At 43.8% G+C, this 15,867-nt stretch carries 15 protein-coding genes and 4 tRNA genes; 14 read left to right on the top strand and 5 right to left on the bottom strand.

All coding sequences use genetic code 11. The features are described from left to right. The 4 genes from OCT63_RS21535 to OCT63_RS04390 form a co-directional block, all read right to left on the bottom strand. On the bottom strand, window positions 1–333 hold a 333-nt coding region (locus OCT63_RS21535; RefSeq protein WP_443088543.1), incomplete at its 3' end, for a transposase. 57 nt (window positions 334–390) lie between these two features. Further along, the gene (locus tag OCT63_RS04380) at window positions 391–867 is read right to left on the bottom strand and encodes an IS630 family transposase (RefSeq protein WP_269983287.1); all 477 of its coding nucleotides are present in this window, start codon (window positions 865–867) and stop codon (window positions 391–393) included. A gap of 247 nt (window positions 868–1,114) precedes the next feature. Beyond that, window positions 1,115–2,455, bottom strand: coding sequence for a CDP-diacylglycerol--serine O-phosphatidyltransferase (gene pssA, locus OCT63_RS04385; RefSeq protein ID WP_269983288.1), 1,341 nt, complete (start codon window positions 2,453–2,455; stop codon window positions 1,115–1,117). A gap of 91 nt (window positions 2,456–2,546) precedes the next feature. Further along, a complete protein-coding gene (locus tag OCT63_RS04390; protein ID WP_161686768.1) occupies window positions 2,547–2,978 on the bottom strand; it encodes a GNAT family N-acetyltransferase in 432 nt (143 codons plus the stop codon). Window positions 2,979–3,044: 66 nt separating this feature from the next. On the opposite strand from OCT63_RS04390, the gene murB reads away from it, so the two are divergent. After that, complete coding sequence (gene murB / locus OCT63_RS04395) at window positions 3,045–4,091, top strand: UDP-N-acetylmuramate dehydrogenase (RefSeq protein ID WP_161686638.1); 1,047 nt, start codon at window positions 3,045–3,047, stop codon at window positions 4,089–4,091. Then, window positions 4,088–5,053 (top strand): bifunctional biotin--[acetyl-CoA-carboxylase] ligase/biotin operon repressor BirA, encoded by a 966-nt coding sequence (birA, locus tag OCT63_RS04400; protein ID WP_161686640.1) that lies wholly within the window; start codon window positions 4,088–4,090, stop codon window positions 5,051–5,053. Before murB ends, birA begins: the two co-directional genes overlap by 4 nt. Window positions 5,054–5,059: 6 nt before the next feature. Here birA and coaA read toward each other — a convergent pair whose 3' ends face one another. Next, entirely contained in the window at window positions 5,060–5,983 is a 924-nt protein-coding gene (gene coaA / locus OCT63_RS04405) for a type I pantothenate kinase (protein WP_060468801.1), read from the bottom strand. A gap of 210 nt (window positions 5,984–6,193) precedes the next feature. On the opposite strand from coaA, the gene OCT63_RS04410 reads away from it, so the two are divergent. The 12 genes from OCT63_RS04410 to rpoB all read left to right on the top strand — a co-directional run bounded on the left by OCT63_RS04410 (window position 6,194) and on the right by rpoB (window position 15,830). Beyond that, a tRNA-Thr gene (locus OCT63_RS04410) sits at window positions 6,194–6,269 on the top strand. Between the two features lie 44 nt (window positions 6,270–6,313). Then, window positions 6,314–6,398 (top strand) — tRNA-Tyr (locus OCT63_RS04415). Window positions 6,399–6,437: 39 nt separating this feature from the next. Beyond that, a tRNA-Gly gene (locus tag OCT63_RS04420) sits at window positions 6,438–6,512 on the top strand. A 13-nt stretch (window positions 6,513–6,525) separates the two neighbouring features. Then, window positions 6,526–6,603 (top strand) — tRNA-OTHER (locus OCT63_RS04425). Window positions 6,604–6,697: 94 nt separating this feature from the next. After that, window positions 6,698–7,882, top strand: coding sequence for an elongation factor Tu (gene tuf / locus OCT63_RS04430; RefSeq protein WP_060468717.1), 1,185 nt, complete (start codon window positions 6,698–6,700; stop codon window positions 7,880–7,882). A 223-nt stretch (window positions 7,883–8,105) separates the two neighbouring features. Beyond that, window positions 8,106–8,483, top strand: coding sequence for a preprotein translocase subunit SecE (gene secE, locus OCT63_RS04435; RefSeq protein WP_017055920.1), 378 nt, complete (start codon window positions 8,106–8,108; stop codon window positions 8,481–8,483). A 13-nt stretch (window positions 8,484–8,496) separates the two neighbouring features. Beyond that, a complete protein-coding gene (gene nusG, locus OCT63_RS04440; protein ID WP_010435556.1) occupies window positions 8,497–9,045 on the top strand; it encodes a transcription termination/antitermination protein NusG in 549 nt (182 codons plus the stop codon). A gap of 213 nt (window positions 9,046–9,258) precedes the next feature. Beyond that, window positions 9,259–9,687 (top strand): 50S ribosomal protein L11, encoded by a 429-nt coding sequence (gene rplK / locus OCT63_RS04445; protein ID WP_026084318.1) that lies wholly within the window; start codon window positions 9,259–9,261, stop codon window positions 9,685–9,687. Window positions 9,688–9,691: 4 nt separating this feature from the next. After that, window positions 9,692–10,396, top strand: a complete 705-nt coding sequence (gene rplA, locus OCT63_RS04450; RefSeq protein ID WP_017055917.1) for a 50S ribosomal protein L1 — start codon at window positions 9,692–9,694, stop codon at window positions 10,394–10,396. Window positions 10,397–10,646: 250 nt separating this feature from the next. Then, entirely contained in the window at window positions 10,647–11,141 is a 495-nt protein-coding gene (gene rplJ / locus OCT63_RS04455) for a 50S ribosomal protein L10 (protein WP_010435550.1), read from the top strand. Window positions 11,142–11,198: 57 nt separating this feature from the next. Continuing rightward, complete coding sequence (gene rplL, locus OCT63_RS04460) at window positions 11,199–11,567, top strand: 50S ribosomal protein L7/L12 (protein WP_017055916.1); 369 nt, start codon at window positions 11,199–11,201, stop codon at window positions 11,565–11,567. A 234-nt stretch (window positions 11,568–11,801) separates the two neighbouring features. Then, a complete protein-coding gene (gene rpoB / locus OCT63_RS04465; protein ID WP_060468800.1) occupies window positions 11,802–15,830 on the top strand; it encodes a DNA-directed RNA polymerase subunit beta in 4,029 nt (1,342 codons plus the stop codon). Window positions 15,831–15,867: the final 37 nt, after the last annotated feature.

Genomic DNA, 15,867 nt, shown 5'->3' on the forward strand with positions numbered 1-15,867 from the left:
TACCTGTTCTATAGGGTTAAGTTCGGGAGAATAAGGTGGGATATGAATTATGGTGAGGTTCTCAAATTCATCTGCAAGATAGCTTTGGTGCCAACTCGCTTGATCCATGATCACAACTGCATGCTTACCAACTGGTGTGGCTTGAGAAATTAATCTGAGTTGCTCTTTCATTGCTTCCATATTGCTCAGGGGAACCACTATAGCTTCAGCTTCTCCTGTCGTGACACATACAGCTCCGAAAAGGTATGCATACTCAAATTGCTGTTGTTGTACTACTCTAGGGCGCGTACCTTCTCTGTCCATATTCGCGTTGTTGTATTGCGTTGACCAAATCTAGCCTCGTCTTGAAACCATATTTGAACCTCTTTTAAGGGGATGTGACCCGGGAGCTTAAGGATCGTTTCGATTGGGAATTTTTTTAAAAGCTGCTTGAGCTTCAACTGATTGCTTAGGATGTTTGGAACGAGTAGTAATCCAACTCAAGCCTATGTTATGTAATAACTGATAGAGCGCCGACTTTTTATAGGATGTATTGAAGTTGCTTTCTATATAGCGCCCAATGTCTCTCGCTTGAAGGCGACCGCCATTCTCATTTACGGCATGTTCGATAACATATTCTTTGAGTTGTGACTTTTGCTCGTCTGTTAGGCGATGAGGTCTACCTAAATGTGGTTTCTCTTGAAGTCCTTTAAGACCATTGTCGAGATATGCTTTGATCCATTTATTGACGCTTACTCTGCTAACTTTAAGGTACTTAGCTATTTGAGTGCGACTTTTACCGTCAACAAAATGAGAGACGGATAAATAACGTATTCTAAGTCGAGCATTGGATGTGGAATTCATCAGACTCGGAAAATCATGCTTCATAAGGATTCCTTTTAAGAAATCACATTAGATCACAAAATTAACGGAATTGGTATTACATCAAAGTCTTATCGAATCTGAGGTTTGTTAAGAGTTACCTAAATACCATTGCTGTGAGTGGATGGTAGTAAGCTCTTGAGGACATGATTTCAGAATAGATATAGCCATTTGATATTAATTTTAAGCTTCTTACCTAGAATAAAATGCCCAGCGATGAGGCTGGGCACCTAGATAATAGCTAGAAAGAAACTTAAAGTATTTGTTTGAGTACTCTGTCGGCTTTCACTCGAGTTATCTTGCGAAGTAGTTTCTGCACTTCCACCGGGTAGCTATCTATCTTGTCTAACTGTTTATAAGTGCAAATTAACTGGGTATGTTGAAGGATATTATCAACCTCAGCTTGGAACTTATCGGTTAGATGATGGTAATTGTCTTGGATAAATATACCGTTCTCTAGATCAAGTTTCCATGCTCTAGGATTTAGGTTACTACCTGTTAGCAGCATATAGCGTTTATCGACCCAAATACCTTTAAGATGAAAACTATTGGAGTCATGTTTCCAAAGGCGGATCGATAGATTGCGACTGGCGATATTCGCTTCATTTGCTTTGGCAAAACGGCGTAGGTTCAACTCATAAAGGTATGGTAATCCACCAATTGTTTTGAACTCTTCTTCTGGTGAAATAAAAAAATCGTTCGCTGTTTTATCACCAACAACAATACTAACCTTGACTCCGCGTTTTAACGCCTTCTTAACTTCCTTAGCTAAGCTAGGAGGGAAATTGAAGTAGGGGGTACAGATGAATATCTCATCTTTAGCTTGGGCAATGAGTTGGTTGATTCCTTGATTCAAACGGTTACGTCTTTTACCTATTCCGACTAATGGCGTAACGGCGACTTGCTCTGGAGATACATCTTGCCCATCGAACTTATACTGAGATCTCGCAAGTGATGCGCGGAACTGACGAATTGTTGGTTTTAGTTCTTTTGTGATTGGCTTGTTTTTATCAGCTAAGTCGTAAACCGCACTGTCTGGGACCATCTGATCGTGTACATACGCAAACATTGAATCTGCAAGCGCTGCGTTGTTTAAAACATGGTAGCGGTCAAAGCGATAACGGTCATGGTAATTAAGATAGATATTATTAAGACTGGCACCGCTATATATCACGTTATCATCGACGATAAAGCCTTTTAGATGTAACACACCAAAGACTTCTTTGCCGCGAACCGGGATACCATAGACAGGTACAGGGTGCTGATACTTTTCAGCAAACTCTTTATACATTGCCGCGTTGCCTTCAGAGGACTCTGCGCCAATCAATCCACGTTGCGCTCTGTGCCAATCGACACATACACTCACGTCTAGTTCTGGATTCTTTTGCTTTGCTTCATATAAGGCAGTTAGGATCTCACGGCCAGCCTCATCATCTTCAAGGTACAAAGCGACTAAACTAATACGAGTCGTTGCGCGAGCTATCTCATTAAGTAAACGAACTCGAAACTCTTGTGCTGATAGTAGTACTTCAAACTTGTCAGGATTCTGCGCTATGGTTGGCAACTGTATGAATGGATTCCTACTGGCAATCATATTGACTGTTTTACCTTATAAATATGCAAAATTGCGAACCTTTAATTTTACCAAAGGCATAGCATCAAATACTAGATAATCGAGTCATTCTCTAACAATTTTGCTGATAATGCATAGGAATGAGATCTTTTCCGCTATTTGAATAGCGCTCGAATAAAACCTTTAAACCATTTGGTAGTTCTTTAGCGGGGATTGGTACGAACTGATGTCGGGTGTAGAAGTTAATGAGATAAGCGTAAGCAAAGCAGTAATCGTTGTTGGTCAACGTGTGTTTAGCACAATAGTCCATAAGCTTAGAGCCTAGATGCTTACCACGATGTTGCTTTGAAATCGCCATGCCGGTAAGTAAGCGCGCATCTTCTATCACTCGAAAACGCACGACGCCGCAAAGCTCATTATCAAGTGATAGCGAGTAGATAAGTTCACTCTTGTTGGCTTTCCCTATTGGATAATGTTCTTTATAGAAACGTTTAACTAGGGGAACCTTTACTGGATCTAACTGGGTAATGATGACATTGCTCATTCTGTCACTGCGCCACTGGTTTATCTGCTGTAGAATGATCACAGTGTAAGTTAATTGAATATCGTCATGCAATTCCATCTCAATGCAAGTTTAAAAAATGCTCATACTTTTTCCATCGACCAGACGTGTGATGCGTTGGTCGAAGTGACCACTATTGAAGAGCTGATTTCGATTTACAAGGATCCAAAGTGGTCAACCAGACCTAAGTTAATATTAGGTAAGGGCAGTAATATGCTTTTCACCGAACACTTTGCTGGACTGGTTGTTGTGAATCAGCTAGTTGGGATTAAGCTAGCCGAGACAACGACTCATCATCTATTACATGTTAATGGCGGTGAGGATTGGCCTAGCTTGGTTAAGTGGAGTGTTGATAAAGGTCTGGGTGGTCTAGAAAACCTAGCAATGATACCGGGCTGTTCAGGCTCAGCGCCGATTCAGAATATTGGCGCGTATGGCGTTGAACTACAAGACATCTGTGAATACGTCGATATTCTATGTCTGGATACTTATACAGTTAAGCGATTAAATAAAGAGGAGTGCTTCTTTGGTTATCGAGATTCTATTTTTAAACACGCTCTCTATGGAAAAGCGATTGTTGTCGCTATTGGTTTAATACTGCCGAAAGAGTGGAAGCCCTGTAATCACTACGGTCCGCTTAAAAGTTTGCCTGCGGAGACACTTTCTCCTAGCGTGATATTTGAAAAAGTATGTGCCATTCGTTCAAGCAAGTTGCCCGATCCATCAGTACAAGGCAATGCCGGTAGCTTTTTCAAAAACCCCGTGATCACCAAAGACCACTTTGATCGTTTGTTGGTTTTGTACCCAGACATCGTCGGCTATGAGAGTAACGACATGATCAAAGTCGCCGCTGGGTGGCTTATTGATCAATGTCGGCTCAAAGGTGTGGTTGAAGGAGGAGCTCAAGTCCATCCAAATCAAGCATTGGTGATCATCAATTATGACGAGGCTTCTGCTGCGGACATCCTTAAGCTTGCGGAGCGGATTCGTCGGTCTGTATTGAAAAAATTCGATATTCGATTGGAGCATGAAGTGCGATTTATAGGACGAGACAGCGAGACAAACCTAGATAGAGCTTTGGAGGCGTTGGCATGAAGGAGCACACGACTAAGCTCGCACTGTTGAAATGCCTGGCCGATGGTGAGTTTCACTCTGGAGAAGATCTCGGTGAGATGATTGGCGTATCACGAGCGGCTATCAGTAAGCATATTAAAGGTATTCAAGAGTGGGGTTTGGATATTTATCGCGTGCAAGGTAAGGGTTACAAGTTAGCTGAACGATTAGACATGCTTGACCAACAGAAACTGTCAGCAGTAAGCCACGATGCTTCTCTTGATCTTATTTCTATTATTGGTTCAACAAACCAGCATCTATTAGAACGCACGAATACCCTTAAATCAGGCTCTGTTTGTGTTGCAGAATATCAATCTGCAGGTCGTGGACGTCGTGGGCGAGAGTGGGTGTCCCCATTCGGTGCGAATCTATACCTATCCATGTATTGGAGATTAGATGCTGGTATGGCTGCAGCTATGGGGTTAAGCCTTGTTGTTGGTGTTGCCGTTGTTGAAGCTTTAGAAGTGATGGGCGTTGAGGGTGTTAAGCTGAAATGGCCAAATGACCTTTATCATAATGATAAGAAGCTTGCGGGTATCTTGGTGGAATTATCAGGACAGTCCGGTGGCGCTGCTCATATCGTTATTGGCTTGGGGTTAAACCTATCAATGGATCCAAAAACCTCCGGAATTGGCCAGCCTTGGACCTCTCTCAAAGAAGTTTGCGGTGGTAAAGTGCCGGATCGCAACCATTTGGCTCAGACTCTGATTAATGCTTGGGACAAAGCTCTCGTCGACTATGAGCTGAAAGGGATGTCGAATTTTGTCGCTCGTTGGAATCGCTTGGATAACTTCTTAGGTCGCAATGTAAAGCTCATTATTGGACCTAGAGAAATTGAAGGTATTGTTCAGGGGATTGATGAACAAGGTGCTGTACTACTTAAAACCGATAATGGCATAGAGAGTTATATTGGCGGCGAAATATCGTTACGAAAAGGCGGTTAAGGCGCATTATTTTCTGAGTAACACTTCTTCAACCATATGATCTGCTCCTTTTCGCAGAATCAGGTGCGCTCTTTCTCTTGTCGGAAGGATATTTTGTTCAAGGTTCAAGCCATTGATTGAACTCCAGATACCTTCCGCTTTGTCCAATGCCGCTTGGTTTGATAGCTTAGTGTAATGACTAAAATATGAACCTGGTTTAGTAAACGCACCATCGCGGAATTTGAAAAAACGATTGATGTACCACTCTTTAATTTGTTGACTATCAGCATCAACGTAGAGTGAAAAGTCGAGGAAATCGGAGATAAATACACGATGCGGCTCGTGTGGGTAGTTCATGCCTGTCTGTAAGACATTAAGCCCTTCAATAATAAGCACATCTGGCAGGTCAACGCATTTTTCCTCATCTGTGATGTTATAAGTAAGATGCGAGTATACCGGTGCGGTGACATTTCTTTGGCATGCTTTTACATCCGAGACAAACTTCACTAAACGTTTGATGTCGTAGGATTCGGGAAACCCTTTCTTGCTCATTAAGCCTTTTTCTTCCAAAACTTCATTTGGATACAAGAAACCATCTGTGGTCACAAGCTCGACCTTTGGATGATTCTCCCAACGTGATAATAATGCCTTGAGCAATCGAGCCGTTGTACTTTTGCCAACCGCAACACTACCTGCGATACCGATGATGAAAGGTGGCGCTTTTTCTTTCTTATCAAGAAATTGATGAAGTATTGAATTTCTGTTTTGTCTGGCTGCCACATAGAGGTTCAATAGACGAGATAGCGGTAAATAGATCTCCACAGCTTCTTCCATAGTGAGCTTTTCATTGATGCCTTGAAGCTCTTTTAAGTCGCTTTCAGAAAGTGTCATAGGAACTGAATTCCTTAACTCCGACCAGCGTTCGCGGTCAAATGACATAAATGGGCTCATACAAAACTCTACAGTGGATAACAAAATAAGAGCATGGAAAATACATCAAGCGCTAGATAAATAAAATATCTTCCTGTGTTAGATACGAGTTAAAGACAGAAACCTTGAGCGAAATAGCGGTATAGAGGAATTTGAGACGAGATTTTTTCATTTTTTTTCAATTTGCTATTGCAAGGTGGAAAATCATTCAATAAAATGCGCCCCACTTGTGCCGACTTAGCTCAGTAGGTAGAGCAACTGACTTGTAATCAGTAGGTCACCAGTTCGACTCCGGTAGTCGGCACCACTTTCTCCCTTCCAATAAGGTAAGCGAGAGAAAGCTCAAAATTTGGAGGGGTTCCCGAGTGGCCAAAGGGAGCAGACTGTAAATCTGCCGGCACTGCCTTCGATGGTTCGAATCCGTCCCCCTCCACCATATTCTAAAGGTTAAATAGCTCAAACAGAGTTACGTGTTGCGTGCATCGTATAATGGCTATTACCTCAGCCTTCCAAGCTGATGATGCGGGTTCGATTCCCGCTGCACGCTCCAACTCATTTTGTGTGCTGATATAAGCTCAGTCGGTAGATTACACCCTTAGTAAAGGGTGAAGACACCAGTTCGACTCTGAGTATTAGCACCAGTCTAAAGCTTCTTCTCCTTTTAATTAAGAAAACCATTTTTTGGTTGCGTGGTCTTATTGTAAGCCACCTAATCCGTACCTAGAGGGACACCCCATGTCTAAAGAAAAATTTGAACGTACGAAACCGCACGTAAACGTTGGTACTATCGGCCACGTTGACCACGGTAAAACAACTCTAACTGCTGCTATCTGTACTACACTTTCAAAAGTGTACGGTGGTGTTGCTAAAGATTTCGCATCTATCGATAACGCTCCAGAAGAGCGTGAGCGCGGTATCACAATCGCTACTTCTCACGTTGAGTACGACACTCCATCACGTCACTACGCACACGTAGACTGTCCAGGACACGCGGATTATGTTAAAAACATGATCACTGGTGCTGCACAAATGGACGGCGGCATCCTAGTTGTTGCTGCGACTGACGGCCCTATGCCTCAAACTCGTGAGCACATCCTACTTGGTCGTCAAGTTGGTATCCCTTACATCATCGTATTCATGAACAAATGTGACATGGTTGATGACGAAGAGCTACTTGAGCTAGTTGAGATGGAAGTTCGTGAACTTCTTTCTGAATACGACTTCCCAGGTGATGACCTACCAGTTATCCAAGGTTCTGCACTTGGCGCACTAAACGGCGAGAAGCAGTGGGAAGACAAGATTGTTGAGCTTGCAGAAGCACTAGATTCTTACATCCCAGAGCCAGAGCGTGCAGTAGACCAACCGTTCCTACTACCAATTGAAGACGTATTCTCAATTCAAGGTCGTGGTACTGTTGTAACTGGTCGTATCGAGCGCGGTATCCTACGTGTAGGTGACGAAGTAGAAATCGTTGGTATCAAAGAGACAACTCTTACTACTTGTACTGGTGTTGAGATGTTCCGTAAACTGCTTGACGAAGGTCGTGCAGGTGAGAACGTTGGTGCACTTCTACGTGGTACTAAGCGTGATGACGTTGAACGTGGTCAAGTACTTTCTGCGAAAGGTTCAATCAACCCACACACTAAGTTTGAGTCTGAAGTATACGTACTTTCTAAAGACGAAGGCGGCCGTCACACTCCTTTCTTCAAAGGTTACCGTCCACAGTTCTACTTCCGTACAACTGACGTAACAGGCGACATCACTCTACCAGAAGGCGTAGAAATGGTAATGCCAGGTGACAACGTTCAAATGACTGTTGAGCTAATCGCTCCAATCGCAATGGACGAAGGTCTACGTTTCGCAATCCGCGAAGGTGGCCGTACAGTTGGTGCTGGTGTTGTAGCTAAAATCTTTGCATAAGATTTGACGAACCACTAGTAAAAAGGGCATCATTTGATGCCCTTTTTCTGCGCTGAAAAAAGAGTTGAGCGATTTGACATCAATTTCGACTCTTAGCAAGGAATTAAACGGTCTTTTTGGCTAAAATGACTGTTAGATGTGTTGTTTTGCAACGCAAAGGAATGTGCCCTGCAACAGCGGGGTTATTGTCGTCTATATTTAAGGCTTGTCACAGGTTGGTTTTATGAAAGCAAACGCTGAAACTCCTGATAGCTCAAGTGCAGCAGATACAATGAAGTGGATTGTCGCTTTTGTTCTGTTGGCTGCTGCTGTTGTGGGTAATTACCTGTATGGTGAATTGTCTGTTGTGATTCGCGCTGCAGGTGTAGTTGTGCTGATTGCTGCCGCACTAGGCGTTGCAGCAACAACAACTAAAGGTAAAGCTGCGATCGATTTTGCAAAAGAATCTCGTATGGAGATTCGTAAAGTTGTTTGGCCTACTCGCCAAGAAACTATGCAAACTGCATTGATCGTTTTAGCTGTATGTATTGTTATGTCTCTAGTGCTTTGGGGAATTGACGGCATTATGGTCCGTCTAGTTTCTCTAGCAACTGGGGTGTAGAGGGTTCTGATTCATGAGTGAAGCTCCAAAAAAACGTTGGTATGTAGTTCAAGCCTTTTCTGGTTTTGAAGGTCGTGTTGCACAGTCGCTGCGCGAGCATATTAAAATGCACAACATGGAAGAACTATTCGGCGATGTGCTAGTACCTACTGAAGAAGTAGTAGAAATGCGTGCAGGTCAACGCCGTAAAAGTGAACGTAAATTCTTCCCTGGCTACGTCTTAGTTCAAATGATCATGAATGATGAATCATGGCACTTAGTACGCAGCATTCCGCGTGTTATGGGCTTCATTGGTGGTACCTCTGATCGTCCTGCACCAATCACTGATAAAGAAGCTGATGCTATTTTGAACCGTCTAGAGAAAGCGAGCGAGTCTCCACGTCCTAAGACAATGTTCGAAGCGGGTGAAGTGGTTCGTGTGAACGATGGTCCATTTGCTGATTTTAACGGTACTGTTGAAGAAGTAGATTACGAGAAAAGCCGCATTAAGGTATCTGTATCGATCTTTGGTCGTGCAACACCGGTTGAGCTTGAATTTGGTCAAGTCGAAAAACTGGATTAATACTCTTATCTTTTGAGCAAGTTGTGGATAAATAGTTTATAAGCTGTTCAAAATCAAAGAGTATAAAAAATCACCTTTTTAGGGTTGTTAAAGGCGCGAATTATGATTATAATTTCGCGCCTTTTTGCTTCTATGGAAGCGGAAAAGAGTTAATTGAAATTATGGGGAGCTTGCTTGACGGCTGGCGCATGTACCCAAATATTAGGAAATATCATGGCTAAGAAAGTTGAAGCTTATATCAAACTGCAAGTTGCAGCTGGTATGGCAAACCCAAGTCCACCGGTTGGTCCTGCTCTAGGTCAACACGGCGTGAACATCATGGAATTCTGTAAAGCGTTCAACGCAAAAACAGAATCTGTTGAGAAAGGTCTACCTACTCCAGTAGTTATTACTGTTTACAACGACCGTTCTTTCACGTTCGTAACTAAGACTCCACCTGCTGCTGTTCTTCTTAAGAAAGCTGCTGGCGTTAAGTCTGGTTCTGGTCGTCCAAACACTGAAAAAGTGGGCACTGTAACTGACGCTCAAATCCAAGAAATCGCAGAAACTAAAGCTGCTGATATGACTGGTGCTGACATCGAAGCAATGAAGCGTTCTATTGCTGGTACTGCTCGTTCAATGGGCCTAGTGGTAGAGGGATAAGATCATGGCAAAACTTACTAAGCGTATGCGCGTAATCCGCGACAAAGTTGATTCAACTAAAGAATACGAGATCAACGAAGCTGTTGCTCTTCTTAAAGAACTAGCAACTGCTAAGTTCGTTGAGTCTGTAGACGTTGCTGTTAACCTAGGCATCGATGCTCGTAAATCTGACCAAAACGTTCGTGGCGCAACTGTGCTACCTCACGGTACTGGCCGTGACATCCGCGTTGCTGTTTTCACCCAAGGTGCAAACGCAGAAGCTGCTAAAGCTGCTGGAGCAGATATCGTTGGTATGGAAGATCTTGCTGAGCAAGTGAAAAAAGGCGAAATGAACTTCGACGTTGTTGTTGCTTCTCCAGATGCAATGCGCGTTGTTGGTCAACTAGGTACAATCCTAGGTCCACGCGGCCTTATGCCAAACCCTAAAGTTGGTACTGTAACTCCTAACGTTGCTGAAGCGGTTAAGAACGCTAAAGCTGGTCAGGTTCGTTACCGTAACGACAAGAACGGCATCATCCACACTACTATCGGTAAAGCATCTTTCGAAGCTAACCAGCTTCAAGAGAACCTAGAAGCACTTCTAGTTGCTCTTAAGAAAGCTAAGCCTTCTTCAGCTAAAGGTTCTTACCTGAAGAAAGTAAGCATCTCGACTACGATGGGTGCTGGTGTTGCTGTTGATCAAGCTAGTCTTGATACTCAAGCAAACTAATTTGCTTAGGCGCAGATTTAGTGTATACTTCTGCGCCTAATATTTGTGGTTGGATGGTTTTAAAGCAATTTGAAATTATCTATCCCAAGACCGTAGGCGCTATCGATTTTCATTAGATTGTTGATGGCTTAATAAAACCTACGTAGGCGATGTTGTGGTTTGAAATGAATTTATTCATTTTTAAATAACATCGTAAACGCTCAATACATTTTGTATTGGGTGCTGTAATCACAACCAGAGGTTAATCCAAATGGCTTTAAATCTTCAAGACAAAAAAGCAATTGTTGCTGAAGTCAACGAAGCTGCCAGTGGTGCACTTTCTGCAGTTGTAGCTGATTCTCGTGGCGTTGAAGTTGGCGCAATGACTTCTCTACGTAAACAAGCTCGCGAAGCGGGTGTTTACATGAAAGTTGTTCGTAACACACTAGCACGCCGTGCGGTTCAGGGTACAGACTACGAGTGTCTAGTAGACACTTTCACTGGTCCTACTCTGATCGCATTCTCTAATGAGCACCCAGGTGCTGCAGCGCGTCTTTTCAAAGACTTCGCTAAAGAGAATAAAGATTTCGAGATCAAAGCTGCTGCATTTGAAGGCGCAGTTACTGATGCTGAAGTACTAGCGACACTACCAACTTACGACGAAGCAATTGCACGCCTAATGATGTGCATGAAAGAAGCTTCTGCTGGCAAGCTGGTTCGTACTATCGCTGCTGTTCGCGACCAAAAAGAAGAAGCTGCGGCATAAGCCTTGCTTTTCACTGGTTGCTATTTAAACTTATTGTTGACTTAAAAGAGAATTGTTATGTCTATTACTAACGAGCAAATCCTAGACGCAGTTGCAGAAATGTCTGTAATGCAAGTTGTTGAGCTTATCGAAGCTATGGAAGAGAAATTCGGCGTTACTGCAGCAGCTGCTGTTGTAGCTGGCGGCGCTGCTGGCGGCGAAGCTGCTGCTGAGCAAACTGAATTCGACGTTATCCTAACAGGTGCTGGCGCTAACAAAGTACAAGTTATCAAAGCTGTACGTGGCGCAACTGGCCTAGGTCTTAAAGAAGCTAAAGGTCTTGTAGACTCAGCTCCTGCAGCGCTTAAAGAAGGCGTTGACAAAGCTGAAGCTGAAGCTCTTAAAGCACAGCTAGAAGAAGCTGGCGCTTCTGTTGAAGTTAAGTAATTACTACTTAATTTCATAGCCGAAAGGCTAATGGCTGGTGGTTAATTAACCACCGGCCTTTTTGCGCTGTAGGGCTATGACGAAATTTCCGCTGTTTAACCGTCATAATCCGAGCAAAAAAACAGTCATTTTTTCGAAATGATTGTTCACTACAGTAAACAGCTGTTTGTCACCACCCCCTCTGAAGAGTGTTTTGGGTGGTTTGGGTCACTTATCAGCGAGCTGAGGAACCCCATGGTTTACTCTTATACCGAGAAAAAGCGCATCCGTAAGGATTTTGGTACTCGTCCACAAGTTTTGGACATTCCATACCTACTATCGATCCAGCTTGATTCTTTCGACAAATTCATCGAACAGGATCCTGAAGGTCAATACGGTCTTGAAGCTGCTTTCCGTTCTGTATTTCCAATTCAGAGCTACAACGGCAATTCTGAGCTGCAATACGTTAGCTACCGTCTTGGTGAGCCAGTTTTTGACGTTAAAGAATGTCAAATCCGCGGTGTTACTTACTCAAAGCCACTACGCGTAAAACTACGTTTAGTTATCTTTGATCGAGACGCACCAGCAGGTACTGTAAAAGACATTAAAGAACAAGAAGTCTACATGGGCGAAATTCCGCTTATGACAGACAATGGTACTTTCGTAATTAATGGTACCGAGAGGGTTATCGTATCCCAGCTGCACCGAAGCCCAGGCGTGTTCTTCGACAGTGATAAGGGTAAGACTCACTCATCAGGTAAAGTTCTTTATAACGCACGTGTAATTCCTTACCGTGGCTCATGGTTAGACTTTGAGTTCGATCCTAAGGATAACTTATTCGTACGTATCGACCGTCGTCGTAAACTACCAGCATCGATTATTCTTCGTGCACTTGGTAAATCGACGGAAGAGATCCTTGATCTGTTCTTCGACAAAGTGAACTTCGAAGTTAAAGATCAAACTCTTCTTATGGAGTTGGTTCCTGATCGTCTACGCGGTGAAACTGCGTCATTCGACATTGAAGCAAATGGCAAAACTTACGTTGAGACTGGTCGTCGTGTTACTGCTCGCCATATCCGTCAACTTGAAAAAGATGGCGTTGAGCACATCGAAGTACCAGTAGAGTACATCGTTGGTAAAGTTGCATCTAAAGATTACATCAATGAAGCAACTGGCGAGATCATCGTTGGCGCGAACCAAGAGATTAGCCTAGAAGCACTTGCTAACCTGTCTCAAGCAGGCCACAAGGCTCTACAAACTCTGTTCACGAATGACCTAGATCACGGTCCATTCATGTCGGATACTCTACGTGCCGATAGCACAGTAGATCGCATCTCTGCATTGGTAGAAATCTACCGCATGATGCGTCCTGGCGAGCCACCAACGAAAGAAGCTGCAGAATCATTGTTCGAAAGCCTATTCTTCTCTGAAGATCGTTACGACCTATCAACTGTAGGCCGTATGAAGTTCAACAGCTCTATCGAGCGTGAAGAAGAAGAAGAGCGCGGTACTCTGGATGAATCAGACATCATCGAGGTGATGAAGAAACTGATTGGTATCCGTAACGGTATTGGTGAAGTGGACGATATCGACCACCTTGGCAACCGTCGTATCCGTTCTGTAGGTGAAATGGCAGAAAACCAATTCCGTGTTGGTCTAGTTCGTGTAGAACGTGCCGTTAAAGAGCGCCTAAGCCTTGGTGACCTTGATGCAATCATGCCTCAAGACCTTATCAACGCTAAGCCGATCTCTGCTGCAGTAAAAGAATTCTTTGGCTCTTCACAGCTTTCACAGTTCATGGACCAAAACAACCCATTGTCAGAAGTTACGCACAAGCGTCGTATCTCTGCTTTAGGTCCTGGTGGTCTTACTCGTGAGCGCGCAGGCTTCGAAGTACGTGACGTTCACGTAACTCACTACGGTCGTCTATGTCCGATCGAAACGCCTGAAGGTCCAAACATCGGTCTGATTAACTCGCTATCTGCGTTTGCACGTTGTAACGATTACGGTTTCCTAGAAACTCCGTACCGTCGTGTAGTGGATGGTGTAGTAACAGAAGAAGTTGATTACCTGTCTGCAATCCAGGAAGGTCAATTCGTAATCGCGCAGGCAAACACTGTTCTTACAGAAGAAGGTACGTTTGCCGATGAGCTAATCACAGCTCGTCAAAAAGGTGAATCTGGTCTTCACCCTCGTGATCACGTTGACTACATGGACGTTGCGACAAACCAAGTTGTATCTATCGCAGCTTCGCTTATCCCGTTCCTAGAACACGATGATGCGAACCGTGCATTGATGGGTGCGAACATGCAACGTCAAGCTGTACCAACACTTAAGGCTGATAAGCCTCTAGTCGGTACTGGTATTGAACGTAATATCGCCGTTGACTCTGGTGTTACAGCGGTTGCTAAACGTGGTGGTCAAGTTCAGTCTGTAGACGCTTCTCGTATCGTAGTTAAGGTTAACGAAGATGAATTGGTACCTGGCGAAGCTGGTATCGATATCTACAACCTGACTAAGTACACGCGTTCGAACCAAAACACATGTATCAACCAACGTCCAACTGTACTTCCTGGCGAACCAGTTGCACGCGGCGACGTTCTTGCTGACGGTCCTTCAACAGACCTTGGTGAACTCGCTCTTGGCCAAAACATGCGTATCGCGTTTATGCCTTGGAACGGTTACAACTTCGAAGACTCGATCTTAGTATCTGAGCGCGTAGTTCAAGAAGACCGTTTCACGACTATCCACATCCAAGAACTATCTTGTGTGGCTCGTGATACTAAGCTGGGTTCTGAAGAGATCACAGCTGATATTCCAAACGTAGGTGAGTCTGCTCTGTCTAAACTAGACGAGTCAGGTATCGTTTACATTGGTGCTGAAGTTAAGGGTGGCGACATCCTAGTTGGTAAAGTAACCCCTAAAGGTGAAACTCAACTGACTCCTGAAGAGAAGCTACTACGTGCTATCTTCGGTGAGAAAGCATCTGATGTTAAAGATACTTCTCTACGTGTACCAAACTCTGTTTCGGGTACTATCATCGATGTACAAGTCTTCACTCGCGATGGCGTAGAGAAAGACAAGCGTGCACTTGAAATCGAACAGATGCAGCTTAAAGAAGCTAAGAAAGACCTAACTGAAGAGTTCCAAATTCTTGAGGGTGGCCTTCTTAACCGTGTTAAAGCTGTACTTCTGTCTGGTGGTTACTCTGAAGCTAAGCTTGATACTATCGGTCGTAAGCAATGGCTAGAGCAAGTTCTAGAAGACGACGCGCTACAAACACAGCTTGAGCAACTTGCTGAGCAGTGGGATGAGCTAAAAGCAGACTTCGATAAGAAGTTTGAAACTAAGCGTCGTAAAATCACTCAAGGTGATGATCTAGCGCCTGGCGTTCTTAAGATTGTTAAAGTTTACCTAGCGGTTAAACGTCGTATCCAGCCTGGTGATAAGATGGCCGGTCGTCACGGTAACAAAGGTGTAATCTCTAAGATTAACCCTGTTGAAGACATGCCATACGATGAGAAAGGTCAGCCTGTAGACATCGTACTTAACCCGCTGGGTGTACCATCGCGTATGAACATCGGTCAGATCCTAGAAGTACACTTAGGTTTGGCTGCGAAAGGTATCGGCGACAAGATCAACCAAATGGTTAAGGAACAACAAGAACTGCATAAGTTCCGTGAGTTCCTACAGAAGGTTTATGATCTTGGTGATACTCGTCAGAAAGTTGATATTGCAGAATTGTCTGATGATCAAGTTCGTACACTGATTAAGAACCTACGTGGCGGTCTACCGATTGCTACTCCTGTGTTCGACGGTGCTTCTGAGCCTCTAATCAAAGAGCTACTTAAACTGGGTGATCTGCCAGAATCTGGTCAGCTTAAACTGTTTGATGGTCGTACTGGTGATTCGTTTGAGCGTCCTGTAACTGTTGGTTACATGTACATGCTGAAACTAAACCACTTGGTTGATGACAAGATGCATGCTCGTTCGACGGGTTCTTACAGCCTAGTAACTCAGCAACCACTTGGTGGTAAAGCTCAGTTCGGTGGTCAGCGTTTCGGTGAGATGGAAGTATGGGCACTAGAAGCATACGGTGCTGCATATACTCTACAAGAAATGCTAACAGTTAAGTCAGATGACGTTAACGGCCGTACTAAGATGTATAAGAACATCGTAGACGGTAACCATAGCATGGAACCTGGTATGCCTGAGTCGTTCAACGTACTGTTGAAAGAGATTCGCTCGCTAGGTATCAACATCGAGCTAGAAGACGAAGAGTAATCCCTCCTCTTTTTAAAAGAAGATAGGATTATTTGGT

The organism is Vibrio sp. RW (genome assembly GCF_027587105.1).
GTDB classification, from domain to species: Bacteria; Pseudomonadota; Gammaproteobacteria; order Enterobacterales; family Vibrionaceae; genus Vibrio; species Vibrio toranzoniae.

Coding starts and splice junctions, on each gene's coding strand:
- OCT63_RS04380 (WP_269983287.1), bottom strand. CDS start 867: ATGAAGCATGATTTTCCGAGTCTGATGAATTCCACATCCAATGCTCGA.
- rpoB (WP_060468800.1), top strand. CDS start 11,802: ATGGTTTACTCTTATACCGAGAAAAAGCGCATCCGTAAGGATTTTGGT.
- rplJ (WP_010435550.1), top strand. CDS start 10,647: ATGGCTTTAAATCTTCAAGACAAAAAAGCAATTGTTGCTGAAGTCAAC.
- tuf (WP_060468717.1), top strand. CDS start 6,698: ATGTCTAAAGAAAAATTTGAACGTACGAAACCGCACGTAAACGTTGGT.
- rplK (WP_026084318.1), top strand. CDS start 9,259: ATGGCTAAGAAAGTTGAAGCTTATATCAAACTGCAAGTTGCAGCTGGT.
- coaA (WP_060468801.1), bottom strand. CDS start 5,983: ATGAGCCCATTTATGTCATTTGACCGCGAACGCTGGTCGGAGTTAAGG.
- nusG (WP_010435556.1), top strand. CDS start 8,497: ATGAGTGAAGCTCCAAAAAAACGTTGGTATGTAGTTCAAGCCTTTTCT.
- pssA (WP_269983288.1), bottom strand. CDS start 2,455: ATGATTGCCAGTAGGAATCCATTCATACAGTTGCCAACCATAGCGCAG.
- OCT63_RS04390 (WP_161686768.1), bottom strand. CDS start 2,978: ATGAGCAATGTCATCATTACCCAGTTAGATCCAGTAAAGGTTCCCCTA.
- secE (WP_017055920.1), top strand. CDS start 8,106: ATGAAAGCAAACGCTGAAACTCCTGATAGCTCAAGTGCAGCAGATACA.
- murB (WP_161686638.1), top strand. CDS start 3,045: ATGCAATTCCATCTCAATGCAAGTTTAAAAAATGCTCATACTTTTTCC.
- rplL (WP_017055916.1), top strand. CDS start 11,199: ATGTCTATTACTAACGAGCAAATCCTAGACGCAGTTGCAGAAATGTCT.
- rplA (WP_017055917.1), top strand. CDS start 9,692: ATGGCAAAACTTACTAAGCGTATGCGCGTAATCCGCGACAAAGTTGAT.
- birA (WP_161686640.1), top strand. CDS start 4,088: ATGAAGGAGCACACGACTAAGCTCGCACTGTTGAAATGCCTGGCCGAT.